This is a genomic window from Rhizobium leguminosarum, assembly GCF_001679785.1.
GTDB classification, from domain to species: domain Bacteria; phylum Pseudomonadota; class Alphaproteobacteria; order Rhizobiales; family Rhizobiaceae; genus Rhizobium; species Rhizobium leguminosarum_R.
The window spans coordinates 4510167-4533914 of record NZ_CP016286.1; the positions used below are offsets into that span (position 1 = coordinate 4510167).

The window sequence follows — 23748 nt, forward strand, 5'->3', positions numbered from 1 at the left end:
CTGCAAGTGACATCATGCTCCTACTGTTTCATGCGGGCGAGACACTGCCCGAAGCGATCACTCCTCGTCAACCACCCGCAGCTTCAGAAGACCGGTGCGGCTTTCCACCGATTTGGCCGCGGCTTCGCTGTCGCGGGCGGGCTTGGCCTCGCCGCCGGCCTCGAATTCCAGCGCTTCGATCCTGGCGCCGCGCTTGGTCAGCTTGTCGGCTGACGTGACCACCATGTCGATATCCTTCTGCGCCATGGCGAAATGGCCCTGCAGCTTGCGCACCCGCTCATCGAGACGGCTGAGATCGTCCATCAGGATCGCCACTTCGCCCTGGATCAGATGCGCCTGCGCCCGCATGCGCTGATCCTTGAGCACGGCCTGGATGACCTGGATCGACAGCATCAGCAGCGACGGCGAGACGATGACGATGCGTGCGCGGTGCGCTTTCTGCACCACCGGCTCGAAGTGCTCGTGGATCTCAGCGAAGATCGATTCGGACGGCACGAAGAGAAAGGCCGTATCCTGGGTTTCCCCCTGGATCAGATATTTCTCCGAAATGTCCCTTATATGGACCTCCATGTCGCGGCGGAACTGCTGGCCGGCGATCTTGCCGGCTTCGGGGCTGCCGGCGTCGCGGATCGCGTTCCAGGCTTCGAGCGGAAATTTCGCGTCAATCACCAGCGGCGGCGCGCCGTTCGGCATGCGGATCGTGCAGTCGGGCCGCGAACCGTTGGACAGTGTCTGCTGGAAGGCGTAGGCGCCCATCGGCAGACCGTCGGCAACGATCGTTTCCATCCTGGACTGGCCGAAGGCGCCGCGCGTCTGCTTGTTGGACAGAATGGCCTGCAGCCCGACGACATCCTTGGCAAGCGTCTGGATATTGTTCTGCGCGGCATCGATGACCGCCAGCCGCTCCTGCAGCCGCTGCAGGTTCTCATGCGTCGATTTGGTCTGCTCGGTGATCGTCGAGCTGACGCGCTGCGACATGCCGTCGAGGCGTTGGCTGATCGTCTGGTTGAGTTCGCTCTGCCGCGCGCCGAAGACCTCGGTCATCGCCGCGATGCGGCCCTGCATCTCTGCCTGGATCTTCAAAAGCTCGGCCATGCGCGCTTCGTTTTCCTGAGCACGAAAGTTCGCTTCCTCCGCCTGCTCGCGGCGAAGGCCGGCGCCGCGCAGCAGAAGCACGATCACCAGCAGGGCGAGGGCGGCGAGAACGCCGCCGGCAAGCGCCAGCAAGGCCGGGTTGATCGAGGCAAGGGCAAGGGCGAGCGATTCGGAATGGATGGTCATGTCGCAAGCATAACAGAAGAAGCGGCGAGTTATAGATCAAAACGTGAACAGAATTGACGATCCTCAATATCTTCGCAAGCCGCTGCTCTTCCGCGTCCACCGAAAAGAAATGTCGACGCGACTTAACGATTGCTCAACCATATTCGCCAAAACCTGCGGCGCAGAAATTCCTTCCCGCGCGCGTCGCGCCAAGTACAGAGATCCCCATGACCGCCCAGCAGACCGACAGTGCCCTCAGGCAGCGCCTCGATTTCATCGAACTGGATGATGCAGCGCGCAAGTCGATGCGGGATCTGCGCCCTGTCATATCAGAGCTGATCGGCGGCGCCCTCGATAAATTCTACGCCAAGATCGCCAAGACCCCAGCTGTCGCAGGCTTCTTCGCCGATAAGAACCATGTCGGCCATGCCAAGAAGCGCCAGCAGGACCATTGGGCCAATCTCGCCGGCGGCGCGTTCGACGAGAGCTACGTCAACGGCGTGACCGCGGTCGGCCGGACGCACGCCCGCATCGGGCTGGAGCCGCGCTGGTATATTGGCGGCTACGCCATCGTCATGTCCGAGCTGGTCAAGGGCATCATGGAGAAGCAGTGGCCGTCGATCTTCGCGCGCCGAGAGGGCAAGGCATTGGCCGAGAAATTGTCGGCCGTCATCAAATCAGGCATGCTCGACATGGATTATTCCATCTCGGTCTATCTCGAGACGCTCGAAGCCAAGCGCCGCGCCTTGGAAGAGCAGCGCGCTCAGGCCGAATCCGACCAGGCGATCGCGCTGGAGCAGCTGCGCCGCGGTCTGGAAGCGCTGTCGAACGGCGATCTCGAAGCCACCCTGCCGTCCGACCTGCCGGGCAATTTTCGGCAGATGGCCGAGGACTACAATCGCGCCGTCAGGGCGCTAAGCCAGTCCTTCGCATCCGTGCGCGAGACTTCTGGCCATATCATGACCGGTGCCGACGTCATTTCCAATGCGACCAACGATCTGGCGCTGCGCACTGCCCAGCAGGCGGCAGGCGTCGAGGAGAGCTCGGCCGCGCTGCAGCAGCTGTCCGTCAGCGTCGGCCAGACGGCCGCCAATGCCGAAAAGGCGTCGGATGCCGTGCGCGAGACGCAGCAGAAGGCGAAGAACTCCGGCGAGCTCGTCACCAGCGCCGTCTCGGCGATGGCCGGCATCGAGAAATCCTCGACCGGGATCTCCAAGATCATCGGCGTCATCGATGAGATCGCCTTCCAGACCAACCTGCTGGCGCTGAACGCTGGCGTCGAGGCGGCCCGTGCCGGCGATGCCGGTAAGGGTTTTGCCGTAGTCGCCCAGGAAGTCCGCCAGCTCGCCCAGCGCACCGCGGAAGCGGCCAAGGAGATCAAGAACCTGATCTCGCAGAGCTCGACGCAGGTCAATCAGGGCGTCGGCATCGTCTCCAGCACCGGCGAGGCGCTGAACGACATGATCAGCCGCATCGACATCATCAACCGTTTCGTCGCCGATATCGCCGCCGCCGCCCGCGATCAGGCGACGGGTGTCAACGAAGTCAGTATCGCCGTCCGCAACATGGGTGCGATCACCCAGCAGAATTCCGACATGGTCGAGCAATCCTCGGCGGAAACCCGCCGCCTCAAGGACGAGGTGGAGACCCTGATCGAGCTGCTGCGGCGCTTCCGCGCCCGGCCGGAAGGCCGTCCTGCCGGTGCTGTCCGCCGGGCGGCGTGAGGCGAATATGGCGAAATTCCAGGCGGGGATGCAAAAAAGCGTATTCCCCGCCTACCGGATAATTCCATAGTCGGAAAAGATGGGTTATGGGAACGCCATGACCATCAAGCCACTCATCATTCTTCCCGATCCCGTTCTCCGCCAGCTGTCCAAGCCGATCGAGCGGGTGGATTCCGACCTGCAGCGTCTTGCCGACGATATGCTGGAAACCATGTATGACGCGCCGGGCATCGGCCTTGCCGCGATCCAGATCGGCGTGCCGCGCCGCATGCTCGTCATCGATATCTCGCGCGAAGGCGAGGAAAAGCAGCCGCAGGTCTTCATCAATCCTGAGATCGTCAAATCTTCCGACGAGCGTTCCGTCTATGAGGAAGGCTGTCTTTCGATTCCGGATTATTATGCTGAGGTCGAGCGCCCGGCTGTCGTCTCGGTCAAATATCTCGATCGGAACGGCAAGGAACAGACGGTCGAAGCCGACGGCCTGCTCGCCACCTGCCTGCAGCACGAGATCGACCATCTGAACGGCGTGCTGTTCATCGATTACATCTCGCGGCTGAAGCGGGAGATGGTGATCAAGAAATTCACCAAGGCGGCGAAGTCCAAGGCGCTCTGACGCTGCGTTGAAAATTCACCGGCGAGGCATTATGATATCACTGATATCATAATGGAGGTGCTGAAATGGGCGACCTGCTTATTCGGGATGTTCCGGATGCGATGAAGCGGCAGCTTCAGGAAAGCGCGCAACGCAATGGGCGCAGCCTTTCAGAAGAGGCGATCGAAATCATGAGCCGACAGATTGCGGTGCAGCGCTCAGGAGCTTCCGCCGGCCAGCGCCTGCGTTCCCTGATGGGTGACGAAAGATTGAGCGAAGATGAAGTTGAGGCCATCGCCGCATCTCGCCACGAACGCGACCGCGAACCGCCGCGCTTCGACACATGATCGTCCTCGACACGAATGTGATTTCCGAGATGCAGGGGAGGACCCACAGCGAGCGGATACTGAGCTGGCTGGACGCCTACGACGTTGAGACGCTTTTTCTGACGACGATTGCCGTCGCGGAAATGCGTTACGGTCTTGAGCTCCTTGATGATGGCAGGCGAAAGACAGCGCTGGTGGCCGACTTCAATCGGATCGAGTCGGAATTTGCCGGCCGCATACTCGGTTTTTCCCTGAGTGCGGCGCGTCGATACGGCCTGTTGGCCGCCGAGCGCAGAAAGGCGGGACGGCCGATGGAAACGAAGGATGCCATGATAGCCGCCATCTGCCTTGCCAACGGTGCGACGCTTGCGACTCGTAACACCCGAGATTTCGAGGGGCTTGATCTCAAGCTCGTAAACCCGTTTGAAGACGGTTGATCCTCAATTGGCGAGATAAAATGTCTCTTCGCATCATCTTTATGGGAACCCCGGAGTTCTCGGTTCCGACCCTGCGCCTGCTCGTCGATGCCGGCCACAGGATCGTTGCGGTCTATACGCAGCCGCCGCGGCCGGGCGGGCGGCGCGGCCTCGATCTGCAGAAATCGCCGGTGCATCAGGCGGCCGAACTGCTTGGCTTGCCGGTCTTCACCCCGGTCAATTTCAAAGACCCCGAGGAGCGCGAGAGGTTTCGTGGCCTGAATGCCGATGTCGGCGTCGTCGTTGCCTACGGGCTGTTGCTGCCGGAAGCGATTTTGAACGGCACCCGCGATGGCTGCTACAACGGTCATGCCTCGCTGCTGCCGCGCTGGCGGGGTGCGGCACCCATCCAGCGGGCGATCATGGCTGGTGACGCAAAGACCGGCATGATGGTGATGAAGATGGACAAAGGTCTGGATACCGGCGCCGTGGCACTCACCCGCGAGGTCGAGATTGGCCCGAACATGACGGCTGGCGAACTGCACGACCGGCTGATGCTGGTCGGCGCCAAGGCGATGGCGGAGGCCATGGTGAAACTCGAAATGAACGACCTGCCGCTGACGCCGCAGCCGGATGAGGGCGTTCTCTATGCCGCCAAGATCGACAAGGCCGAGACGCGCATCGATTTTTCCAGGGATGCCAGCGACGTGCACAACCATATCCGCGGCCTGGCGCCGTTTCCGGGCGCCTGGTTCGAGCTCGAAATCGGCGGCAAGCCGGAGCGGGTGAAGGTGCTGGCGTCCGAACTGGCTGAAGGGCAGGGTGCTGTCGGGCAATTGCTGACGGATGATCTCGTGGTCGCCTGCGGCTCGGGCGCGGTGCGGCTCACCAGGCTGCAGAAGGCCGGCGGCAAGCCGCTGGCGGCGGCCGATTTCCTCAGGGGCACGCCGCTTGCGGCGGGCACGGGGCTTAGCTGATGCCGCGTTTCCGCATGACCGTCGAATATGACGGCGGCCCCTATGTCGGCTGGCAGCGGCAGGAAAATGGCCCCTCGGTGCAGGGCGCGATCGAGGCGGCGGTGCTGTCGCTGACCGGCGAGACGGTGTCGGTTCGCGGCGCCGGACGCACCGATTCCGGCGTCCACGCCATGGGGCAGGTGATCCATGCCGATCTTTCGAAGGACTGGTCGCCCTACCAGCTGCAGAATGCCTTGAACGCGCATCTGAGGCTCGCCGGCGAGCGGGTCTCCATTCTCGACGTCGAGGCGGCGCCCGAGTTCTTCGATGCCCGTTTTTCGGCGCTGCGGCGCCATTACCTCTATCGCATCGTCAGCCGCCGGGCGCCGCTGGCGCTCGAAGTCGGCAAGGCCTGGTGGGTGCCGAAGGTGCTCGATCACGAGGTCATGCACGCCGCCGCCCAAAAGCTGGTCGGCAGGCACGATTTCTCCACCTTCCGCGCCGCCCATTGCCAGGCAAACAGCCCGGTGCGCACGCTCGACCGGCTGGATGTGACGCGCAACGGCGAGCTGATCGAGATCCGCGCCACGGCGCAGAGTTTTCTCCATAACCAGATCCGTTCGTTCGCCGGCACGCTAAAGCTTGCCGGCGAAGGCAAATGGACACCTGATGATGTCGAGGCGGCGCTGGCGGCACGCGACCGCAAGGCCTGCGGCCCGGTGGCGCCGCCGGACGGGCTCTATTTCATGCAGGTGGATTATCCCGACGTGATCCCCGACCGCCGAAGACCGGTCACCGATGCCGATGCCAATGACGAGGATGCTGATGATCCCTCCTAAGTTTGCCTAAAATCTGAATCCTGTTCTAAATTAAAGAATTAGAGCATGATGTCGCCCGAAAACCGCTCACACTTTTCGGCATCATGCTCTAGGCGGGATAGATGCCGAGGAAGTGCTGCAGATATTCCGAAAGGATCATCGACGGCACGAGCAGCACCAGTGTCAGCGCCCCGGTCATCAGCGTATGGCCATGGCAGATCATCCGGAGAATGCGCGCCAGCACGAAGACCTGCGCCAGCATGAAGGCGAGCAGCAGCAGCGAGACGAGGCCGACGGAGCCGGGCAGGAAGAACACCAGCGCCAGCAGCAGCCCATTGATATAGGAAAGCGGCACGCCGAGCCAGTTGACGCTGACGACGACGGGGGCGAAACGCTCGCCCATGCGGAAGGCAAGCAGCAGCAGCCCGGCAAAGACCAGCGGCACGAACCAGTTGGCGACCTCGACGAGGCTGAGCCTGATATAGAAGGCAAAGTTGACATCGGCTTCCGGCGGCATCGACCGCAGGAAGGCCTGTCGCCACCAGAGCCAGGAAATACCCATCGGCGGCAGGCACCAGAGCATCGCCCAGAACGAACGGTTGACACCGCGCTCGGACATATCGAGGTAGCGGAAGCCGCGCGGATCCAGCTGGATCAGCAGCCAGAGGCCGGCCAGGTAATATTGAACCTCCCTAAAGCCCGGCATTGGCGAACCAGCGGGCGATGAAGGTTTCGTAGATCGCCGTCAGCGTCTCCAGATCGGCGACAGCGACGCGCTCGTCGACCATGTGCATCGTCTGGCCGACGAGGCCGAACTCGACGACCGGGCAATAATCCTTGATGAAGCGCGCATCCGATGTGCCGCCGGTGGTCGAAAGCCGCGGCGACTGGCCGGCAACGCTTTCGACGGCTGAAGACAGCGAGGCGATCAGCGCATTGTTGCGCGTCAGGAAGACATGGCTCGGCCGGTCGGCCCAGACAATATCATAGGCCACCGGTTCACGGCCCGGCCGCAAGGCGCCATCCCGGGCCGCGGCGTCGAGACGGCGCAGGATTTCGGCACGCAGCGTTTCGACGGTCCAGCCGTCGTTGAAGCGGATGTTGAAGCTTGCCGATGCCTTGGCCGGAATGACGTTGGTCGCCGGATTACCGACATCGACCGTGGTCACTTCGAGGTTCGACGGCTGGAAATCGTCGGTGCCGCCGTCAAACGGCGGGTCCATCAGCGCCTGCGTCAGCTGCAGCATGCCGCGCACCGGATTGTCTGCCAGGTGCGGATAGGCGGCATGGCCCTGCACGCCGTGAACGGTGATTTTACCCGACAGCGAGCCGCGCCGGCCGATCTTGATCATGTCGCCCAGCCTGTCCGGATTGGTCGGCTCGCCGACCAGGCAGGCATCCCAATGCTCACCGCGCTCGGCCGCCCATTGCAGCAGCTTGATCGTGCCGTTGATTGCCGGACCTTCCTCGTCGCCGGTGATCAGGAAGGAAATCGAGCCGTTGGGTGGCCCGTTTTTCTCGACATGGCGGGCAACGGCGGCGACGAAACAGGCAATACCGCCCTTCATATCGACGGCGCCACGGCCGAAAAGCTCGCCCTTCGAAATCTGGGCGGCAAACGGCGGATGCGTCCAGGCGGCTTCGTCGCCGACCGGCACGACATCGGTATGGCCGGCAAACATCAGATGCGGACCGTCCTTGCCAAGGCGGGCATAGAGGTTTTCGATCTCGGGTGTTCCCTCTTCGCTCGCCTTCACCCTGTCGACCGTAAAGCCGAGCGGCGCAAGCATCGCCTCCAGCGCCGTGAGCGCGCCGCCTTCGGCGGGCGTCACGGACGGGCAGCGAATCAGCGTCTGGAGATTGGCGACGGGGTCGGTAGCGGTCATGGCGGTCGAACTATCCGGCGGGAATGGCAAAGACATGGCAAGGCGGGGCCGCCTCGCGTAAAAAGACGCCGTCTGTTTACCGGATCAACGTCCCGGTGTCATCAATCTCTGAGCAGCTCGTTGATGCCGGTCTTCGAGCGGGTCTTTTCATCGACGCGCTTGACGATGACGGCGCAGTAGAGATGCGGCGCCGGCTGGCCGTTGCCCATCGTCGCATTGCCCGACGGCATCGAGCCGGCGACGACGACGGAATAGGGCGGCACTTCGCCGTAGGTCACCTCGCCGGTGGCGCGGTCGACGATCTTGGTCGACTTGCCGATAAAGACGCCCATGCCGAGCACCGAGCCTTCGCGGATGATGCAGCCTTCGACCACCTCGGAACGGGCGCCGATGAAGCAATTGTCCTCGATGATCGTCGGGCCCGCCTGCATCGGCTCCAACACGCCGCCAATGCCGACGCCGCCGGAGAGATGCACATGTTTGCCGATCTGCGCGCATGAGCCGACCGTTGCCCAGGTATCGACCATGGTGCCTTCGCCGACATAGGCGCCGAGATTGACGAAGGAAGGCATCAGGATGGCGTTCGGGGCGATATAGGCCGAGCGGCGCACGACGCAGTTCGGCACAGCGCGGAAGCCGGCGGCGCGGAAGTGGTTCTCGCCCCAGTTTTCGAACTTCGAAGGAACCTTGTCCCACCAGGTCGAGTTGCCCGAGCCGCCCTTCACTACATCCATGTCGTTGAGGCGGAAGGACAGCAGCACGGCCTTCTTCAGCCACTGATTGACCGACCAGGCGCCGTCGGCGGAGCGTTCGGCGACACGGGCCTTGCCGGCATCGAGCAGATCGAGCGCTGCTTCGACCGCATCGCGAACCTCGCCCTTCGTCGACGTGTTCACATTGTCGCGATTGTCGAAGGCGGTTTCGATGATCTTTTCGAGGGATGCGAGGTCGGTGGCGCTCATGAGAATTCCTTAAACTTCAATCTTTATCGTGGAGACGGCGGGGTCTCCGGAATTTAGGTTGGCGGGGGGTGTATCCTGCTCTACAGCATGAACCCGTAGAACGGAATGATTTTTCCGACAAGATCATATCTGGATTCAAGGCGTTATAGCGACATATCCGGCTTCGTGGCCGGCAATACTGAAAGGCATTTCGACATGGCGAAGGGACGAAACGGCGGTTCGCGGCGCAAGGATGGCGTATGGGACCCGCTGAAGAGCAGCTCGACCGACAGGCAGCGCGCCGAAGCCGTGCCGAAGACGCCGCAGACGATGTCGCCTGCCTACCGCCTTGCCTATGTCGACGAGGATTTCCTTTGCCGCGAGGAGCTGCGGCCGATCCGCCTGCAGCTGGAGCTGTTGAAGACGGAGATGATGCTGACCGAACGCGGCATCAAGTCGACCGTCGTCATGTTCGGCGGCGCTCGCATTCCCGCCCCCGGCCAGAGCGCCTGGGCAGCCCGCAACGATATCCAGCGCGTCAACCTGGAGGCGGCTTCCGTCTATTATGACGAGGCGCGCAAATTCGCCCGGCTCTGCTCGAAATATTCGGCCACCTTCAATTTCCACGAATATGTCATCGTCACCGGCGGTGGCCCCGGCGTGATGGAGGCCGGCAATCGCGGCGCGGCCGACGAGGGCGCGCCTTCGATCGGCCTCAACATCGTGCTGCCGCACGAGCAGGCGCCGAACGCCTATGTGACGCCGGAGCTCAGCTTCAATTTCCACTATTTCGCCATCCGCAAGATGCACTTCATGGTGCGCGCCAAGGCGATCGCCGTCTTTCCCGGCGGCTTCGGCACGCTCGACGAATTCTTCGAATGCCTGACGCTGATCCAGACCGGCCGCATGGAGCGCCTGCCGCTGATCCTTTTCGGCGAGGCGTTCTGGCGAAGCATTATCAATTTCGACGCATTGGCCGAATTCGGCACCATCGCACCTGACGACGTCAAGCTGATCAGCTTCGTCGACACGGCCGAAGAGGCATGGAAGATCGTTCAGAGTTTCTACGAACACCGCGAATAGGCGCTTCGGAGGGACAAGCCGCAAAGCCTCTCCCCGCCGAGGCGGGAAAAGGCAGGGGAGGTCGTCATCTTGTTCTAGAGCAGTGGCCGGTCCGGCATGTCGTCGATCGAGATGACGCCATCCTTGTTGCGGTCCATCCGAGTGAACAGCTTGTCCATGCCGGCTTCAGCTTCCTGTTTGGAAATCTGGCCGTTCTGGTCGGTGTCGACCCGCTGCATCATGATCGAGGCACGCATGATGTTGCCGCCATGGCGCATCCAGCGATGCCCGTCACGGCCGTCGTGACCGTCGCGAGGCGGCCGTCCCTGGTCGTTATTGTCTGCCGTCGCGGCTGCGGCGTTCGCATCCTTGTTTTCGCCGGCCTCCTGCTTGCGCTGGTCTCTCATCGCCTGCATCTGCGTTTGCCGGTACGCACGGATTTCGCCCGGGGTCAGCGAGCCATCCTTGTTAGTATCGATCGCGGCGAAGATCTTGTCGAGGCCGGCGGTCGCCTCGTCCTTGGAGACCTGTCCGTCCTTGTTCGTATCGAATTGCTTGAGCATGCGGACATAGGTGATTTCGCGGAAGGCATCAGGCCCCGGACCGTGCCTGCCGGCATGCTGACGCGGCCCGTCACCGGGTGCGGCAAAAACTGCCCCGGCGGCTGCGCCGAAAATGAGGGTGGAGGAAAGCGCTGCCAGTATCAGCTTGTTGCGGTACATCGTGTTTGCCTTTCGTAAGGTGTCCCCTCACGAAAGAAGCTATGGCAGCGGACCCGGAAGCCCCAGTTAAACATCGGTAAGCTGAGTGAAAACTTGGTAATGCTTCAGCCGGTAATCTTGCCGAGGAAGACGGCGAGATCGTCGGTGACGAAATCGATATGATCCTCCTCGCCGCTGGTCTTTTCCCACCATTCGACGACCGTCTCTTCCAGATTGCGCGGCACCAGCAGCACGGTCTGCATGCCGAGCGCCTTCGGCACCGTCAGGTTACGCGGCAGATCCTCGAACATAGCCGCCTTGTTGGTTTCGACCCGCTTCAGCGCCGCGAACTTGTCGTAGGTCGCCTGCGCCGGCTTCGGCACGTAATCGGCGGCGACGATATCGAAGATGTCGTCGAAATGCTCGAGGATGCCGAGCGCCTCCGCCGTCATTTCGGCATGTTTGACGCTGCCATTGGTGAAGATGAACTTGCGCCCCGGCAGCGCCTTGATCGCCTCGCCGAGTTCCGGCTGCGGCGTCAGCGCCGTGTAATCGATCGCATGCGCCTTTTCGAGAAAGTCGTTCGGGTCGATGCCGTGATGGATCATCAGGCCCTGCAGCGTCGTGCCATGGTCGAGATAATATTGCTTCTGCAGCTTGCGCGCCTCTTCCCGCTCCATCTGCAGGAGTGCTGCGACATAGGCGGTCATGTTCTTGTCGATCTGCGCGAAGAGATTGACATGATGCGGATAGAGCGTGTTGTCGAGGTCGAAGACCCAGTCTGTGACGTGCTGGAAATCGGCTTTATCAGGCGTGCGGTCGATCTTGGTCATGGCGGTCTTATGGCACGGCTAATGCGCCAAGGAAATCGGCAAGAAAGAATAGACGCCCGATTTTCGGCGGACGGCACGGACACGGAATGCTAGAAAGCGGTCATGCTTTTCGAACGCCCCGATGATGATACGCTCTATGATGCCCTGATCACGCGCAGCGCCGATTATGAGGGGCAGGCCTATGTCTGCGTCAAGACGACAGGCATCTTCTGCCGTCTGACCTGCCCCGCGCGCAAGCCGAAGCGGGAAAATACGCTCTTTTTCGACACGATCGCCGCCTGCATGCATTCCGGCTTCCGCCCGTGCCAGCGCTGCAGACCGCTGGAGCAGCCGGGCAGGGAGCCGATCGTCGACGAGCTGCTCGCCGCATTGGACCGCGAGCCCCAGCTGCGCTGGAGCGAGGATGAGCTCGTGCGCCGCGGCCACGATCCTTCAACCGTGCGCCGCGCCTTCAAACGCGGGCTCGGCATGACCTTCCACGATATCGTCCGCTATATCCGGCTGGGCGAGGCGGCCCGGCAGCTGGCCGATGGCGCGCGCGTCATCGATGCGCAGCTCGATGCGGGTTATGACTCCCCAAGCGGTTTCCGGGCGGCTTTCCAGCGCCTGGCCGGCAAGGCGCCGGCGCTGTCGCAGAACCGTGAACTGCTCTTTGCCGACTGGTTCGAGACGCCGCTCGGACCGATGATAGCCGTTGCCGACCAGACGCATCTGCATCTTCTCGAATTCCACGATCGCAAGGCACTGCCGACCGAGCTCGAGGCGCTGCAGAAGGGCGTCCGCTCGTCAGTCGCGATCGGCCGCACGCCGGCGATCGATCAGATCGCGGCGGAGATCCGGGATTATTTCGAAGGGCGGCTCACCGTCTTCAAGACGCCGTTGGCGCCCGGCGGCACACCCTTCGAAAAACATGTCTGGGCAAAGCTCATGGAGATTCCTGCCGGCCAGACGCGCGCCTATGGCGATCTCGCAAGGGAGATGGAAAGGCCGGAGGTGGTGCGCGCCGTCGGCCGCGCCAATGGCGCCAACCAGCTTGCCATCATCGTGCCCTGCCATCGCATCCTCGGCGCGGATGGTTCGTTGACCGGCTATGGCGGCGGACTCTGGCGCAAGCAATGGCTGCTGCGGCATGAAGAGAAGATCAGCGCACAAGCATCCAACATGGAGGAGACGGCATGAACCAGAGTGAAAAGGCCAAGGCATTCGGCGCATTGCACCGTAAGGGCGACCCGGTTGTTCTCTACAATATCTGGGATGCCGGCACGGCAAAGGCCGTCGCGGATGCCGGCGCCAAGGCGCTTGCAACAGGAAGCTGGTCGGTGGCCGCTGCCCATGGTTATGCAGACGGTGAGAAGCTGCCGATGTCGGTGCTGGTCGACACGGCGAAATCCATCACCGCTGCCGTCGACCTGCCGCTTTCGGTCGATTTCGAAGGCGCCTATTCGGCCGAGGCTGAAGGTGCGGCCGCCAATGTCGCCAAGCTGGTGGAGGTCGGCGCTATCGGCATCAATTTCGAGGATCAGGTGGTCGGCGGCGATGGCCTCTATCCGGTGGAGAGGCAGGTGGCCCGCATCCGCGCCATTCGCGAGATGGCCGAGGGCAAGGACATTCCCTTCTTCATCAACGCCCGCACCGACCTTTTCCTTGCGGAAAGCGATCTTTCCAAACATGCCGGTCTGGTGGACGAGGCGATCGAGCGCGGCAAGGCCTATGCGGCCGCCGGCGGCAGCGGCTTCTTCGTGCCTGGCTTGATCGATCCTGCCTTGATCGAAAAGATCTGCGCGGCATCGCCGCTGCCGGTCAACATCATGATGCGGACAGGCGCTCCGGATGTAAAGACGCTGGCAAGGCTCGGTGTCGGCCGCGTCAGTTATGGTCCGGGGCCTTACCGGTCGATGATGGAAAAGTTGAAACAGGAGGCAGCGGCGATTTATAGCCCGCTCTGACGTCGAATGCCCGAGGGCCGCAGATCTAAAGCATGTCGCGCAAAAGTGTGCAGCGGTTTTGCGACAACGGCATGCGTAAAAACAAAGAGCTAAAGCGCGACGAGCGAATCCGAAAGATCGCGACGCGCTTTAGTGCGAAAGGCTGCGGCCCGGAATGAAATCCCGTTCCGCTCAGGAACGGAAACGCAGATTTCGCCGGCTGAGCTGGCTGACCGAGGTGCAGCCCATCAGCTTCATGCCGCGCTCGATCTCGGTGCGCATCGTCTCCAGCGCCCGTTCGACGCCGGGCTGTCCGGCAGCGGCAAGCGGGAAGAGATAGTAGCGCCCGAGCCCGACGGCCTTCGCCCCCAGCGACAGCGCTTTAAGAACATGCGTTCCCCGCTGCACGCCGCCATCCATCATCACGTCGATCCGGTCGCCCACGGCGTCGACGATCTCGGCCAGTTGGTCGAATGCGCTGCGCGAGCCGTCGAGCTGGCGCCCGCCATGATTGGAAAGCACGATGCCGCTGCAGCCGATCTCGGCCGCGCGCTTGGCGTCTTCGACCGACATGATGCCCTTCAGGCAGAATGGCCCGCCCCATTCGCGCACCATCTCCGCCACGTCGTCCCACGACATCGAGGGGTCCAGCATCTCAGTGAAGTATCGGCTGATCGACAGCGCGCCGCCATCCATCTTGACGTGGTTTTCGAGCTGCGGCAGCCGGAAGCGCTCGTGCGTCAGCCAGTCGATTGCCCAGGAAGGCTTGATCGCGAACTGGGTCATGCCAGCAAGATTGAGCTTGAAGGGAATGGCAAAGCCCGTGCGCTTGTCGCGCTCGCGGTTGCCGCCGGTGATGCTGTCGACCGTCAGCATCATGGCCTGCACGCCGGCATTTTTCGCTCGCGCCATCATCTCGCGGTTGAGGCCGCGGTCCTTGTGGAAATAGAACTGATAGACTTGCGGCCCGTTGCTGATCTGTCTGGCTTCCTCCAGGCTGATCGTGCCGAGCGAGGAGACGCCGAACATCGTCCCGTGTTTTGCCGCCGCTGCCGCGACCGCCCGCTCCCCCTGGTGGTGGAAAAGGCGCTGCAACGCCGTCGGCGAGCAATAGACCGGCATTGCGAGCTTCTGCCCCATGACGGTCACTGACATGTCGACATCGGCCACACCGCGCAAGACGTCAGGCACCAGATCGCAGGCCTCGAAGGCCGCGGTATTGCGCCGGTACGTCACCTCGTCATCGGCGCCGCCGTCTATATAGTCGAATATCGGTCCGGGAAGACGCCGTTTGGCCATGCGCCGGAAATCGTGAAAATTATAGCAGTCTGTCAGGCGCATTTCGTTCCTCGATACCCTGTTCCCGTGCCAGGAAGATCCGCCCTTCGCAAGTGAAGGGCGCAGCCTCGTTCAGGGAACGATCAGCGTTCCGACGCCATGTTCGGTGAAGATCTCGAGCAGGACGGAATGGGCGGTCTTGCCGTTCAGGATGACGACACCCTGCACGCCGGCCTTGATCGCATCGATGCAGGTCTCGACCTTCGGGATCATGCCGCCCGAAATCGTGCCATCGGCGATCAGCGCATGTGCTTCGGCGACCGAAAGCTCCTTGATGAGCTGGCCGTTCTTGTCGAGCACGCCGGGCACATCGGTCAGGAACAGCAGTCGGGTGGCATTCAGCGCACCGGCAATGGCACCGGCGAACGTGTCGGCGTTGATATTGTAGGTGGCGCCGTCCCTGCCAGGCGCCACGGGGGCGATGACCGGGATCATCTCGGAGCGGGCGAGCAGATCGAGCAGCGTCCGGTCGACCTCGACCACTTCGCCGACGAAACCGAGATCGAGCACGCGCTCGATGTTCGAATCCGGATCCTTGATGGTCTTGCGCGCCTTTTCGGCGAAGACCATGTTGCCGTCCTTGCCGCAAAGGCCGATCGCCCATTCGCCGGTCTGGTTGATGAGCGCGACGATTTCCTTGTTGATCGAGCCGGCGAGCACCATCTCGACGATCTCGACCGTTTTCTGGTCGGTGACGCGAAGCCCGCCCTCGAATTTCGATTCGATGCCCATCTTGCTCAGCATGGCGCCGATCTGCGGGCCGCCGCCGTGAACGACGATCGGGTTGACGCCCGATTGCTTCAACAGCGCGATGTCGCTGGCAAAGGCCTTGCCGAGCTCGGGATTGCCCATGGCGTGGCCGCCATATTTCACGACAATCGTCTTGTTCTCGTAACGCTGCATGAAGGGCAGTGCCTTGGCCAGAAGCCGTGCCTGCATTTCGCTTTCGGTTTCGTTCATGGGAACCCCGCAGAATTGTTCGCGGCCTTTTATCGCAAGTTTCTGACAGAGGGAATAATCCAGAGGGCAATAGTTTTTCGTATCTGTCGCGGAGCCGGACGTCGTTACCGTCTGGCGCACGCAAGCTTGAGATGAGGAACGGCATGCAAGGCGATGAGATCGTAGACTTGATCGGCCGCGTCGCACTCGGCGATCGCAGGGCTTTCGTGGCCCTCTACAATCAGACCGGACCGAAACTTTTCTCGATCTGCCTGCGTATCTTGAAGGATCGCACGGAAGCCGAAGAGGCTCTGCAGGAAGTCTATATCAGCATCTGGCAACGCGCTCGCAGCTTCTCCGTCGCCTCGGGTTCGTCCTCGGCATGGCTGGCCGCAATTGCCCGCAACCGGTCGATCGATGCGCTGCGGGCGCACAAGCCCGTCGCCGACGAATTGGACACGGTCTACGATCTTGCCGATGCCGGACCCGACCCGGAAATGCAGACGGTGACCAAGGATGAAGGAAGGCGGATTGACACCTGCATGGAAGAGTTGGAAGCTGATCGTGCGGTCGCGGTGAAACGGGCTTATGTCGAAGGGCTGAGCTATCAGGAACTGGCCGATCAGTTTGGTGTCCCGCTGAACACGATGCGGACCTGGCTCAGGCGCAGCCTCTTGAAACTGAGAGAGTGCATGGAACGATGACATCGCCCGACAAAAGCAAGGGAGACCGCTCCCGCGACGAGGTTCTCGCCGGCGAATATGTGCTTGGCGTCCTGTCGTTGCAGGATCGCCGGGTGGTGGAAGAGCGCATACGCCACGACCGGCCCTTCGCTGCGATCGTCAGCCGCTGGGAAACCAACCTCTCCGCCTTCAACGACGAGTATGAAGGCGTCGCTCCGAACCGGGAAACCTTCAAGCAGATCGAGGCGCGGCTGTTCGGCGATGGCCAAAAGCCCCCCTCTTTTTCTCAGGGGCTGTGGAATTCCGCCGTTTTCTGGCGCTCGCTGAGCTTCGCCTGCATCGTCGTCGCCGTCAGCGCCGTCATCTTCGCCTCCGGCGTGGTGCCCGAGCCGCAGGGTCCGGCACCGCTGGTGGCCTCGCTTTCGGGCCAGAACAGCACCATCAATCTTCTCGCCTCCTACGAGCTTCAGAGCGGCCGGCTGAAAATTGTTCCGGTCGCCGCCGGCAAGCCGGAGGAGAAGTCGCTGGAACTTTGGCTGGTGCCGGGCAGCGGCATGACGAGATCGCTCGGCGTCTTGCAGCCGGGCGAAAGCGGTGAACTTGTCATTCCCGCCGAACTGCGCAGCATGGTAGCCGATGGCGCAACGCTTGCCGTCAGTCTCGAACCCTTCGGCGGTTCGCCGACCGGCCAGGCGACTGGTCCGGTGATCGCAAGCGGTCCCCTGCGCCGACCATAAGCGCGCCGGCTATAATCGCCCCGGCCGTAAATTATGTCTCCTCTCTGAAACTCTTGGCGCCGCCTTCCGTAGTTCGAAATGTCCGGACGACGCTAAGGCATAAAGCCGGCGGACGGTTTCCGGTGAGGAGAAAATCATGATCAAGTCCGTATTGCGCGGCTTCGCGCTCGCCACCGCCATGTCCGCCGTCGCCTTTGCCGCCGCGAAAAACCCGACGGTCGGCGGTGCGGCGATGTTCGATAGCAAGAACATCATCGAGAACGCCGTGAACTCGAAGGATCACACGACGCTGGTCGCCGCCGTCAAGGCAGCCGGCCTCGTCGGCACGCTCGAGGGCAAAGGCCCCTTCACCGTCTTTGCGCCGACCAACGAAGCTTTCGCCGCCCTGCCGAAGGGCACTGTCGATACGCTGCTGAAGCCGGAAAACAAGGCAACGCTGACCAAGGTTTTGACTTGCCACGTCGTTGCGGCCGATGCGATGGCCAATACCGTTGCCAAGATGATCAAGGATGACGGCGGCGAGCACGACATCAAGACCGTCGGCGGCTGCGTGCTGAAAGCCAAGGAAAACATGGGCAAGATCACCCTGACCGATGAAAACGGCGGCGTCTCCCATGTGACGATCGCCGACGTCAAGCAGTCGAACGGCGTCATCCACGTCGTCGACAAGGTGCTGTTGCCGAAGATGTAAGCCCGCTCGTATCGGCAGACGAATTGGGGCGCTCTTCGGGGCGCCCCAAACACAATTGATGAGGTGGCTAAAGCATGTCGCGCAAAAGTGTGCAGCGGTTTTGCGACAACGACATGCGTAAAAACAAAGACCTAAAGCGCGAGGAGCGAATCTGAAAGATCGCGACGCGCTTTAGCGCATAACCCCGAAAATCGGAATCGATTTTCGGAAAGGATTACGCGCAGATTCAAAGTGATAGAGCGTCCTTAGCGCGTCTGAAAAGACGCGCGGCGCTCTATCGGGCCGCTTCGGCTCTCGGGAAGACGAGGGAGACACTCATCCCGGCGTCAGGGGACGAGCTGACTTCAACCTCGGCGCGGGCATTCTGTTTCAGCGACTGCACGATCATCGCGCTCAGCTTTCCCGGCTGCGGCCAAGTCACATCCTGGGGAAGACCGACGCCATTGTCAGCGACGGTGATCCTGCACCCGGTATCGCCGACCACGCAGCGGAGCGTGATCTCGCCGCCATCACGCCCCACGAAGGCATGCTTCAGCGTATTGGTGAGAAGTTCGTTGATGACGAGCCCGGCCGGCATGGCGACATCGACCGAAACCGGCCAGGTATCGACCTTCATGTCCAGCCGGATCCCTTCCACGGCATGGGCCGCCATCACCGAGGCGGCAATCTGGCTGACATAGGTGCCAAGATCGACCGTGGCGCCTTTCTCTTCGTCCGACAGCGAGCGATAGAGAAGGGCCAAGGCTTCAATCCGCCCGGCAAGCCGTGCAAACCTCTCGCTTTCCTCATTCTGCTGAGCATTGCGCGCCTCCATTCGGATGAGCGCTGTGATCATCTGAAGATTGTTCTTCACACGATGCTGAAGTTCCCGCAGAAGGACATCTTTCTCCGTCAGCAGTTCGCTGAAGCTCTCAGCGGCCGTCGCCTCATTTCGGGCAGCAAAGGCCACCAGTCGGAAAAGCGGCGTGTCGTCGTCGTCGACGATCGTATTCGACCAGACATCGATAATAACGGTGCTCTCGGGTTCGGCGGCGAGCGAGAAGGCGCCAATATACTCCTCCGCGGAGGTCACCACGGCTGTGAGCGGCACCTCTCCGGAAACGGCGGTGGAATTCAATTCAATGTCCGGCCAGGGTTTTCCCTGGACCTGGGTTGCCCCGAGCGCCGTCAGCCGTTCGAATTCGAGATTGACGTAGATCAGCGGTTCATTGCCACCGAGTTCGGAGACAGCCACCGCAAACGGCACATGATCGAGAAAGTGTCGAAACCGGTCGTCATCAAGGGCTTCGGCAAGATGGGGCAAGTTGCCGACGCCTTCCGGCGAAATCGGCTGGTCTTTGCTATCGGTCATCAAATATTACTCGTGGACGCGGCTGCTCCGGACAGCAGGAGAACTAGGGTTGCTTCAAAAACTGCAGGGACGCAAGCGCAATCGACCCCGGTCAGGCCATGCAACGCGTTTCTTAACTCGCCGATTGTTCGAGATTTAAGTACGGTCATAGGTAAATGACGTCAGCAGGGTTGTGACGAAATTGCTTGCCCTTTCCTTGACCAGGACTTCCGTCCATTCATCAGTCCCGCGCAGCCGCAAATCCGTGTAAATACTGTCGACGGCCGCTTCTTCGATACGCTTGATATGGGTCTTGAACGAAGCTTCGCCGCCGCCGTGATACATATCTCTGATCACCATGCGCAGGATTTCCTGAATGGCGATCTGCCAAGCCGTATTGATCGACTGAATTTCGTTCGCAGTCTCTGCCATAGACGCTTCCTTGGTGCGAGTGAATGCCAGCACGCCTTCGGCCATGCTGCAACGCGTGATCTGCAAGCCCGTCATTTCAGACGCGTTTAAATCTCGAGCCTTGCCGATCGGTGTGCGATCTCAGCGGGCTCTGGCGCGTTTCGCAATGAGGGCAGAGGTTGCCGACACCCGGTTACTATGTTCCCTCGCAAGCCGGGCCTCCCGAAGCCGCAACGTCTTTGCCTGTTGCGATTGGGCGTCGGATTCGAGCTCTTCGGCCGCCTGGTTCTTCGCGAAGAACTGGGTCTGGACGTTACCGAAGGCTATCTCCGCCCGCTGGCGAGATTTGCTGTATGTCTCTGTCATCTTGGGTCCGATACTGCGGGCTCGACACGCGAGCGAAAACGAAAAAGGCCAGGCAAATCGCCTGGCCTTGGATTGATAACGTGCTTCCGGCAGTGCCAGTACATCCGTGGTCAAAGGGAAGCAGATACCGATTTAAGCGTTCTGGAGATTGCAAGCGGACATCTTGCCCGACTTGTTGTCACGCTCGAGGTCGAAGCCGATCTTCTGGCCTTCGACGAGTTCGCGCATTCCGGCGCGCTCGACAGCGGAGATGTGAACGAAGGCGTCGTCGCCGCCATTATCAGGCTGAATGAAGCCGAAGCCTTTGGTGGAATTGAACCATTTAACTGTGCCAGTGGCCATGATGATGAACCCTTTCATAGCAATATTGAAGAACCGCAACGCCAAGGCGGTGCGGATGGTGATAGCGATTTTTGAAAGGAAGTTCGTTCAGGGCGCGGTGCCAATCGCGCGATAACCAAGCCAGCAAGCAAAATTCGATGGTCGCTATCTAGCTCATCAAGCCTGCGACGTCAACTGTTAGTTTTTCGGCGGCGTTGTGTTCAACTGTGGGATGTCGCGGCGACCTTTACACCAAACATGGCTTCGCGTTCGGGTACTCAGGCCTTCCTACTTCCAGCGGGCGATGCCGACGGTTTCGGCGATCGCCTGGCGAAGTTCGTCCAGCCCATCGCCCTTTTCGGACGAGGTGGACAGAACGCCCGGATAGGCGGCCGGGCGCTTGCGGATCTTTTCCGCCGTTTCGGCAATGAGCTTCGGCACACCGGCTGCCTTGATCTTGTCGGTCTTGGTGAGCACGATCTGGTAGGAGACGGCGGCCTTGTCGAGCAGATCAAGCACATCGTCGTCGTTCTTCTTGATGCCGTGGCGGCTGTCGATCAGCACATAGACGCGCTTCAGCGTCGCGCGGCCGCGCAAATAATCGAAGACGAGCTTGGTCCACTTGTCGACCTGCTCCTTCGGCGCCTGCGCATAACCATAGCCCGGCATGTCGACGATCGCCGTCGGCGGCAGGTCGCCGCCTTCGCCGGAATAGCCGTCCGGAACGAAATAGTTCAGTTCCTGCGTGCGTCCCGGCGTGTTCGAGGTGCGCGCCAACCCCTTCTGGCCGACCAGCGCATTGATCAGCGACGACTTGCCCACATTCGAGCGACCGGCGAAGGCCACTTCCAACGGCCCTTCCGGCGGCAGGAAATTCAGGGAGGGCACGCCGCGGATGAAAATCCATGGGTGGCCGAAGAGCGGCTTTTCGATGTCGGACATGCGGGTTCTGCAATCTCTGGGTTCGGTCTTTCACCGGGCTTCATGGTTTTGCGGGCGGATGTCAAGCTTTTCAGGCGCCTGCGCGGCATGCCTTGTTTCCTTCGTCCGCCGACCGGAAATGAAAAGCCCCGCCGGAGCGGGGCTTGGCAAGCGTCATTTCGACGGTACTTCTTTTCGTCGGAACAGACCCTTCAGATTGTCGAAGAGTTCGACCTTGACGCCGTGGCGCTTCATGATCAGCCCCTGCTGGGCCACCGAGAGCGTGTTGTTCCAGGCCCAGTAGATGACCAGGCCGGCCGGGAAGCTGGCCAGCATGAACATGAACACCAGCGGCATCCAGTTGAAGATCATCGCCTGTGTCGGATCGGGCGGCGTCGGGTTCATGCGCATCTGCACGAACATGGTGATGCCCATGATCAGCGGCCAGACGCCGAGGTGCAGCAGCGCCGGCCCCTCGAAAGGCAGCAGGCCGAACAGATTGACGATCGTCGTCGGATCGGGCGCCGAAAGGTCCTTGATCCAGCCGAAGAAGGGTGCGTGCCGCATTTCGATGGTGATGTAGATCACCTTATAGAGCGAGAAGAAGATCGGAATCTGCAGCGCCACCGGCCAGCAGCCGGCGATCGGATTGATCTTCTCTTCCTTGTAGAGCTGCATCATCGCCTGTTGCAGCCCCATGCGGTCGTCGCCGAATTTTGCCTTCAACTCCTCCATCTTCGGCTGCATGCGCTTCATGTTCGCCATCGAAGCGTACTGCTTGCTGGCGAGCGGGAAGAACAGGAGCTTGACGACGATGGTCGTGCACAGGATCGCCACGCCGAAATTGCCGAAGTAGCGGAAGAAGAAGTCCATCAGCTTGAACATCGGCTTGGTGATGAAATAGAACCAGCCCCAGTCGATCAGGCGGTCGAACTTCGGGATCGAGTAGCTGGCCTCATAACCGTCGATAACAGGCACTTCCTTGGCGCCGGCAAAGACGAGGTTCTTGAGCTCGATCGATTGGCCCGGCGCAACGGTGAAGGCATCATCCTTGTAATCGGCCTGATAGCGCGGCTGGCCATCGGCAAAGTGGGAGAAGCGCGCCTCATAGGCCGCACTTTGCGGCGGAACGATCGTCGCCGCCCAATATTTGTCGGTGATGCCAAGCCAGCCGCCGGTGGATTTCGCCGGCGTGACGGCTTCCTCCTCGACGGCGCTATATTTGGTTTCGATCAGGCCGTCGCCGATCACGCCGATGAAGCCTTCATGCAGGACATAGACGGAGGGCGTCGTCGGCTTGTTGTAGCGCGTCACCCGGCCGTAGGAAGACAACGATGCGGGCGCCTGGCCGGTATTCTCGATCTTGTCGGCGACGGTGAACATGTAGCGTTCGTCGACGGAAATGGTGCGGGTGAAGGTCAGGCCCTTGTCATTGGTGTAGGAGAGCGTCACCGGCGTCTTTTCGGTGAGCTTGGCGCCCTCGGGCGCGGTCCAGAGCGTCGAGGCACCCGGAACGGCGCCTGTCGCGTCGCTGCCGATATAGCCGAGTTCGGTGAAATAGCCGTCCTTGGTCTCGGCCGGGCTGAACAGCGTGATGATCGGGCTCGAGTCGTCGACCGTCTCGTGATAGCCCTTGAGCTTCAGATCGTCGAGACGGGCGCCGGCAAGGTTGATAGAGCCGGAAAGTGCCGGCGTATCGATGGCGACGCGCGGGGCCTTTGCCAGCGCCTGCTCGAGCGTCGCTGTCGCGGCTGCCTGGCCGGAAGGGGCCGTACCGCTCGGCTGGGCCGGCGTCTCGCCGCCGGCTGCCGGCTGCCGCACCTGCTCGGTCTGTTGCTGCGCCTTCTGCGCTTCCTGCGCCTTGCGCTGGGCCTCGATGCGCGGATTCATATAGAGAAACTGCCAGCCGAGGACGATCAGCACCGAGAGAGCGATCGCAATGAAATAATTGCGGTTGTTTTCCATCATACGTTCCTGGGGCGTCCGTCTCCGGAGCGCCGGTGTTTCGGCCTGGTTTCCACGCGGGATTTCAGTTCCGCGGCCAATTCCTGGAAGGACGCGTCAAGCACGTCCCTGCGCGCGACAACCACATAGTCGTGTCCGGGCTGCATTGCAAACCCCGCATGAAGCCGCACCGCCTCTTTCAGGCGGCGGCGCATACGGTTCCGTTCGACCGCGTTGCCATGTTTTTTGGTGACTGTAAAACCGACGCGTGCTTGGCTGTCGGGGTCCTTCCGGTCGAGGACCTCGAGAAGGAAGAAGCCGCCCCGGCGTTTTTCGCCCTCGCGCACGGCAAGAAACTGCGGGCGGCTCTTCAGCCGCCCGACAGTGTGTTTCTTCTCACTGATCGTCAATTCGCCCGCCATCTTTTACCGGGCAACCCGGCTTACGCCGACAGACGATTGCGGCCCTGCGCGCGGCGGGCTGCGATGACCTTGCGGCCACCCTTCGTGGACATGCGGGCACGGAAACCGTGGCGACGCTTGCGAACAAGCTTGGATGGTTGGTAGGTACGCTTCATTTATTTTAAACACCGCGGAGTGCGGCCCTTCTTGGATTTGCATAGTGCAA

Annotated in this window: 28 protein-coding genes; 12 read left to right on the plus strand and 16 right to left on the minus strand. The window is 61.5% G+C overall.

All coding sequences use genetic code 11. From position 1 onward, the window contains the following. Window positions 1–57 precede the first annotated feature (57 nt). Window positions 58–1281 (minus strand): DNA recombination protein RmuC, encoded by a 1224-nt coding sequence (locus BA011_RS21930; protein ID WP_065281991.1) that lies wholly within the window; start codon window positions 1279–1281, stop codon window positions 58–60. 206 nt (window positions 1282–1487) lie between these two features. Between BA011_RS21930 and BA011_RS21935 the strand changes: the two genes are divergently transcribed. From BA011_RS21935 to truA, 6 genes are all read left to right on the plus strand, one after another. Next, window positions 1488–2984 carry a globin-coupled sensor protein gene (locus BA011_RS21935; protein WP_065281992.1) on the plus strand — a complete coding sequence of 499 codons (1497 nt, stop codon included), beginning with the start codon at window positions 1488–1490 and terminating at the stop codon, window positions 2982–2984. A 97-nt stretch (window positions 2985–3081) separates the two neighbouring features. Further along, entirely contained in the window at window positions 3082–3597 is a 516-nt protein-coding gene (def, locus tag BA011_RS21940; RefSeq protein WP_020397424.1) for a peptide deformylase, read from the plus strand. Window positions 3598–3662: 65 nt separating this feature from the next. Next, window positions 3663–3923, plus strand: a complete 261-nt coding sequence (locus BA011_RS21945; protein WP_065281993.1) for a FitA-like ribbon-helix-helix domain-containing protein — start codon at window positions 3663–3665, stop codon at window positions 3921–3923. Then, window positions 3920–4339 carry a type II toxin-antitoxin system VapC family toxin gene (locus BA011_RS21950; protein ID WP_065281994.1) on the plus strand — a complete coding sequence of 140 codons (420 nt, stop codon included), beginning with the start codon at window positions 3920–3922 and terminating at the stop codon, window positions 4337–4339. Before BA011_RS21945 ends, BA011_RS21950 begins: the two co-directional genes overlap by 4 nt. 20 nt (window positions 4340–4359) lie before the next feature. After that, the gene (gene fmt / locus BA011_RS21955; protein ID WP_065281995.1) at window positions 4360–5295 is read left to right on the plus strand and encodes a methionyl-tRNA formyltransferase; all 936 of its coding nucleotides are present in this window, start codon (window positions 4360–4362) and stop codon (window positions 5293–5295) included. Further along, entirely contained in the window at window positions 5295–6113 is an 819-nt protein-coding gene (gene truA, locus BA011_RS21960) for a tRNA pseudouridine(38-40) synthase TruA (RefSeq protein WP_065281996.1), read from the plus strand. The genes fmt and truA overlap by 1 nt, the downstream gene beginning before the upstream one ends. A gap of 88 nt (window positions 6114–6201) precedes the next feature. On the opposite strand, the gene BA011_RS21965 is transcribed toward truA, so the two are convergent. The 3 genes from BA011_RS21965 to dapD all read right to left on the minus strand — a co-directional run bounded on the left by BA011_RS21965 (window position 6202) and on the right by dapD (window position 8940). Next, entirely contained in the window at window positions 6202–6798 is a 597-nt protein-coding gene (locus tag BA011_RS21965; RefSeq protein ID WP_065281997.1) for a hypothetical protein, read from the minus strand. Next, window positions 6785–7978, minus strand: coding sequence for a succinyl-diaminopimelate desuccinylase (gene dapE / locus BA011_RS21970; RefSeq protein ID WP_065281998.1), 1194 nt, complete (start codon window positions 7976–7978; stop codon window positions 6785–6787). The genes BA011_RS21965 and dapE overlap by 14 nt, the downstream gene beginning before the upstream one ends. Window positions 7979–8079: 101 nt before the next feature. Continuing rightward, entirely contained in the window at window positions 8080–8940 is an 861-nt protein-coding gene (dapD, locus tag BA011_RS21975; protein ID WP_065281999.1) for a 2,3,4,5-tetrahydropyridine-2,6-dicarboxylate N-succinyltransferase, read from the minus strand. A 195-nt stretch (window positions 8941–9135) separates the two neighbouring features. Between dapD and BA011_RS21980 the strand changes: the two genes are divergently transcribed. After that, window positions 9136–10002, plus strand: a complete 867-nt coding sequence (locus BA011_RS21980) for an LOG family protein (protein WP_065282625.1) — start codon at window positions 9136–9138, stop codon at window positions 10000–10002. A gap of 74 nt (window positions 10003–10076) precedes the next feature. Here BA011_RS21980 and BA011_RS21985 read toward each other — a convergent pair whose 3' ends face one another. After that, window positions 10077–10703, minus strand: coding sequence for an EF-hand domain-containing protein (locus BA011_RS21985; RefSeq protein WP_065282000.1), 627 nt, complete (start codon window positions 10701–10703; stop codon window positions 10077–10079). 104 nt (window positions 10704–10807) lie between these two features. Further along, a complete protein-coding gene (locus BA011_RS21990; protein ID WP_065282001.1) occupies window positions 10808–11515 on the minus strand; it encodes a pyrimidine 5'-nucleotidase in 708 nt (235 codons plus the stop codon). Window positions 11516–11617: 102 nt separating this feature from the next. On the opposite strand from BA011_RS21990, the gene BA011_RS21995 reads away from it, so the two are divergent. Together BA011_RS21995 and BA011_RS22000 are read left to right on the plus strand one after the other, a co-directional pair. Beyond that, window positions 11618–12694, plus strand: coding sequence for a bifunctional transcriptional activator/DNA repair enzyme AdaA (locus tag BA011_RS21995; protein WP_065282002.1), 1077 nt, complete (start codon window positions 11618–11620; stop codon window positions 12692–12694). Beyond that, window positions 12691–13461, plus strand: coding sequence for an isocitrate lyase/PEP mutase family protein (locus BA011_RS22000; protein WP_062943800.1), 771 nt, complete (start codon window positions 12691–12693; stop codon window positions 13459–13461). The genes BA011_RS21995 and BA011_RS22000 overlap by 4 nt, the downstream gene beginning before the upstream one ends. Before the next feature lie 171 nt (window positions 13462–13632). On the opposite strand, the gene BA011_RS22005 is transcribed toward BA011_RS22000, so the two are convergent. Both BA011_RS22005 and argB read right to left on the minus strand, forming a co-directional pair. After that, window positions 13633–14781, minus strand: a complete 1149-nt coding sequence (locus tag BA011_RS22005) for an alpha-hydroxy acid oxidase (protein WP_029873874.1) — start codon at window positions 14779–14781, stop codon at window positions 13633–13635. Between the two features lie 69 nt (window positions 14782–14850). Next, window positions 14851–15738, minus strand: a complete 888-nt coding sequence (argB, locus tag BA011_RS22010; RefSeq protein WP_003556104.1) for an acetylglutamate kinase — start codon at window positions 15736–15738, stop codon at window positions 14851–14853. A 143-nt stretch (window positions 15739–15881) separates the two neighbouring features. Here argB and BA011_RS22015 point away from each other — a divergent pair, with 143 nt between their 5' ends. The 3 genes from BA011_RS22015 to BA011_RS22025 all read left to right on the plus strand — a co-directional run bounded on the left by BA011_RS22015 (window position 15882) and on the right by BA011_RS22025 (window position 17828). After that, window positions 15882–16421 (plus strand): sigma-70 family RNA polymerase sigma factor, encoded by a 540-nt coding sequence (locus tag BA011_RS22015; RefSeq protein WP_065282003.1) that lies wholly within the window; start codon window positions 15882–15884, stop codon window positions 16419–16421. Next, a complete protein-coding gene (locus BA011_RS22020; RefSeq protein ID WP_065282004.1) occupies window positions 16418–17137 on the plus strand; it encodes an anti-sigma factor in 720 nt (239 codons plus the stop codon). The genes BA011_RS22015 and BA011_RS22020 overlap by 4 nt, the downstream gene beginning before the upstream one ends. Before the next feature lie 136 nt (window positions 17138–17273). Beyond that, complete coding sequence (locus BA011_RS22025) at window positions 17274–17828, plus strand: fasciclin domain-containing protein (protein ID WP_065282005.1); 555 nt, start codon at window positions 17274–17276, stop codon at window positions 17826–17828. 274 nt (window positions 17829–18102) lie between these two features. Here BA011_RS22025 and BA011_RS22030 read toward each other — a convergent pair whose 3' ends face one another. The 8 genes from BA011_RS22030 to rpmH form a co-directional block, all read right to left on the minus strand. Next, the gene (locus tag BA011_RS22030) at window positions 18103–19179 is read right to left on the minus strand and encodes a sensor histidine kinase (RefSeq protein WP_065282006.1); all 1077 of its coding nucleotides are present in this window, start codon (window positions 19177–19179) and stop codon (window positions 18103–18105) included. A gap of 135 nt (window positions 19180–19314) precedes the next feature. Continuing rightward, window positions 19315–19590, minus strand: a complete 276-nt coding sequence (locus BA011_RS22035; protein ID WP_027666178.1) for a hypothetical protein — start codon at window positions 19588–19590, stop codon at window positions 19315–19317. A gap of 120 nt (window positions 19591–19710) precedes the next feature. Beyond that, window positions 19711–19935: a hypothetical protein gene (locus BA011_RS22040; RefSeq protein ID WP_027666179.1), complete on the minus strand. Its 225-nt coding sequence runs from the start codon at window positions 19933–19935 to the stop codon at window positions 19711–19713. Between the two features lie 132 nt (window positions 19936–20067). Then, entirely contained in the window at window positions 20068–20277 is a 210-nt protein-coding gene (locus BA011_RS22045; RefSeq protein WP_003545000.1) for a cold-shock protein, read from the minus strand. Between the two features lie 267 nt (window positions 20278–20544). Further along, the gene (yihA, locus tag BA011_RS22050; protein ID WP_020048239.1) at window positions 20545–21198 is read right to left on the minus strand and encodes a ribosome biogenesis GTP-binding protein YihA/YsxC; all 654 of its coding nucleotides are present in this window, start codon (window positions 21196–21198) and stop codon (window positions 20545–20547) included. A 153-nt stretch (window positions 21199–21351) separates the two neighbouring features. Continuing rightward, window positions 21352–23142 carry a membrane protein insertase YidC gene (yidC, locus tag BA011_RS22055; RefSeq protein WP_065282007.1) on the minus strand — a complete coding sequence of 597 codons (1791 nt, stop codon included), beginning with the start codon at window positions 23140–23142 and terminating at the stop codon, window positions 21352–21354. Further along, window positions 23142–23543: a ribonuclease P protein component gene (gene rnpA, locus BA011_RS22060; protein ID WP_065282008.1), complete on the minus strand. Its 402-nt coding sequence runs from the start codon at window positions 23541–23543 to the stop codon at window positions 23142–23144. The genes yidC and rnpA overlap by 1 nt, the downstream gene beginning before the upstream one ends. A gap of 20 nt (window positions 23544–23563) precedes the next feature. After that, window positions 23564–23698: a 50S ribosomal protein L34 gene (gene rpmH, locus BA011_RS22065; protein ID WP_003545006.1), complete on the minus strand. Its 135-nt coding sequence runs from the start codon at window positions 23696–23698 to the stop codon at window positions 23564–23566. Window positions 23699–23748 lie beyond the last annotated feature (50 nt).

Coding starts and splice junctions, on each gene's coding strand:
- dapD (WP_065281999.1), bottom strand. CDS start 8,940: ATGAGCGCCACCGACCTCGCATCCCTCGAAAAGATCATCGAAACCGCC.
- BA011_RS21980 (WP_065282625.1), top strand. CDS start 9,136: ATGGCGAAGGGACGAAACGGCGGTTCGCGGCGCAAGGATGGCGTATGG.
- BA011_RS22045 (WP_003545000.1), bottom strand. CDS start 20,277: ATGGCCACTGGCACAGTTAAATGGTTCAATTCCACCAAAGGCTTCGGC.
- BA011_RS21990 (WP_065282001.1), bottom strand. CDS start 11,515: ATGACCAAGATCGACCGCACGCCTGATAAAGCCGATTTCCAGCACGTC.
- BA011_RS22000 (WP_062943800.1), top strand. CDS start 12,691: ATGAACCAGAGTGAAAAGGCCAAGGCATTCGGCGCATTGCACCGTAAG.
- BA011_RS22025 (WP_065282005.1), top strand. CDS start 17,274: ATGATCAAGTCCGTATTGCGCGGCTTCGCGCTCGCCACCGCCATGTCC.
- BA011_RS21985 (WP_065282000.1), bottom strand. CDS start 10,703: ATGTACCGCAACAAGCTGATACTGGCAGCGCTTTCCTCCACCCTCATT.
- BA011_RS22040 (WP_027666179.1), bottom strand. CDS start 19,935: ATGACAGAGACATACAGCAAATCTCGCCAGCGGGCGGAGATAGCCTTC.
- BA011_RS22020 (WP_065282004.1), top strand. CDS start 16,418: ATGACATCGCCCGACAAAAGCAAGGGAGACCGCTCCCGCGACGAGGTT.
- BA011_RS22005 (WP_029873874.1), bottom strand. CDS start 14,781: ATGCGCCTGACAGACTGCTATAATTTTCACGATTTCCGGCGCATGGCC.
- BA011_RS21965 (WP_065281997.1), bottom strand. CDS start 6,798: ATGCCGGGCTTTAGGGAGGTTCAATATTACCTGGCCGGCCTCTGGCTG.
- BA011_RS21995 (WP_065282002.1), top strand. CDS start 11,618: ATGCTTTTCGAACGCCCCGATGATGATACGCTCTATGATGCCCTGATC.
- rpmH (WP_003545006.1), bottom strand. CDS start 23,698: ATGAAGCGTACCTACCAACCATCCAAGCTTGTTCGCAAGCGTCGCCAC.
- BA011_RS21935 (WP_065281992.1), top strand. CDS start 1,488: ATGACCGCCCAGCAGACCGACAGTGCCCTCAGGCAGCGCCTCGATTTC.
- BA011_RS22015 (WP_065282003.1), top strand. CDS start 15,882: ATGCAAGGCGATGAGATCGTAGACTTGATCGGCCGCGTCGCACTCGGC.
- argB (WP_003556104.1), bottom strand. CDS start 15,738: ATGAACGAAACCGAAAGCGAAATGCAGGCACGGCTTCTGGCCAAGGCA.
- yidC (WP_065282007.1), bottom strand. CDS start 23,142: ATGGAAAACAACCGCAATTATTTCATTGCGATCGCTCTCTCGGTGCTG.
- BA011_RS22030 (WP_065282006.1), bottom strand. CDS start 19,179: ATGACCGATAGCAAAGACCAGCCGATTTCGCCGGAAGGCGTCGGCAAC.
- BA011_RS21950 (WP_065281994.1), top strand. CDS start 3,920: ATGATCGTCCTCGACACGAATGTGATTTCCGAGATGCAGGGGAGGACC.
- BA011_RS21930 (WP_065281991.1), bottom strand. CDS start 1,281: ATGACCATCCATTCCGAATCGCTCGCCCTTGCCCTTGCCTCGATCAAC.
- yihA (WP_020048239.1), bottom strand. CDS start 21,198: ATGTCCGACATCGAAAAGCCGCTCTTCGGCCACCCATGGATTTTCATC.
- def (WP_020397424.1), top strand. CDS start 3,082: ATGACCATCAAGCCACTCATCATTCTTCCCGATCCCGTTCTCCGCCAG.
- rnpA (WP_065282008.1), bottom strand. CDS start 23,543: ATGGCGGGCGAATTGACGATCAGTGAGAAGAAACACACTGTCGGGCGG.
- BA011_RS21945 (WP_065281993.1), top strand. CDS start 3,663: ATGGGCGACCTGCTTATTCGGGATGTTCCGGATGCGATGAAGCGGCAG.
- BA011_RS22035 (WP_027666178.1), bottom strand. CDS start 19,590: ATGGCAGAGACTGCGAACGAAATTCAGTCGATCAATACGGCTTGGCAG.
- truA (WP_065281996.1), top strand. CDS start 5,295: ATGCCGCGTTTCCGCATGACCGTCGAATATGACGGCGGCCCCTATGTC.
- dapE (WP_065281998.1), bottom strand. CDS start 7,978: ATGACCGCTACCGACCCCGTCGCCAATCTCCAGACGCTGATTCGCTGC.
- fmt (WP_065281995.1), top strand. CDS start 4,360: ATGTCTCTTCGCATCATCTTTATGGGAACCCCGGAGTTCTCGGTTCCG.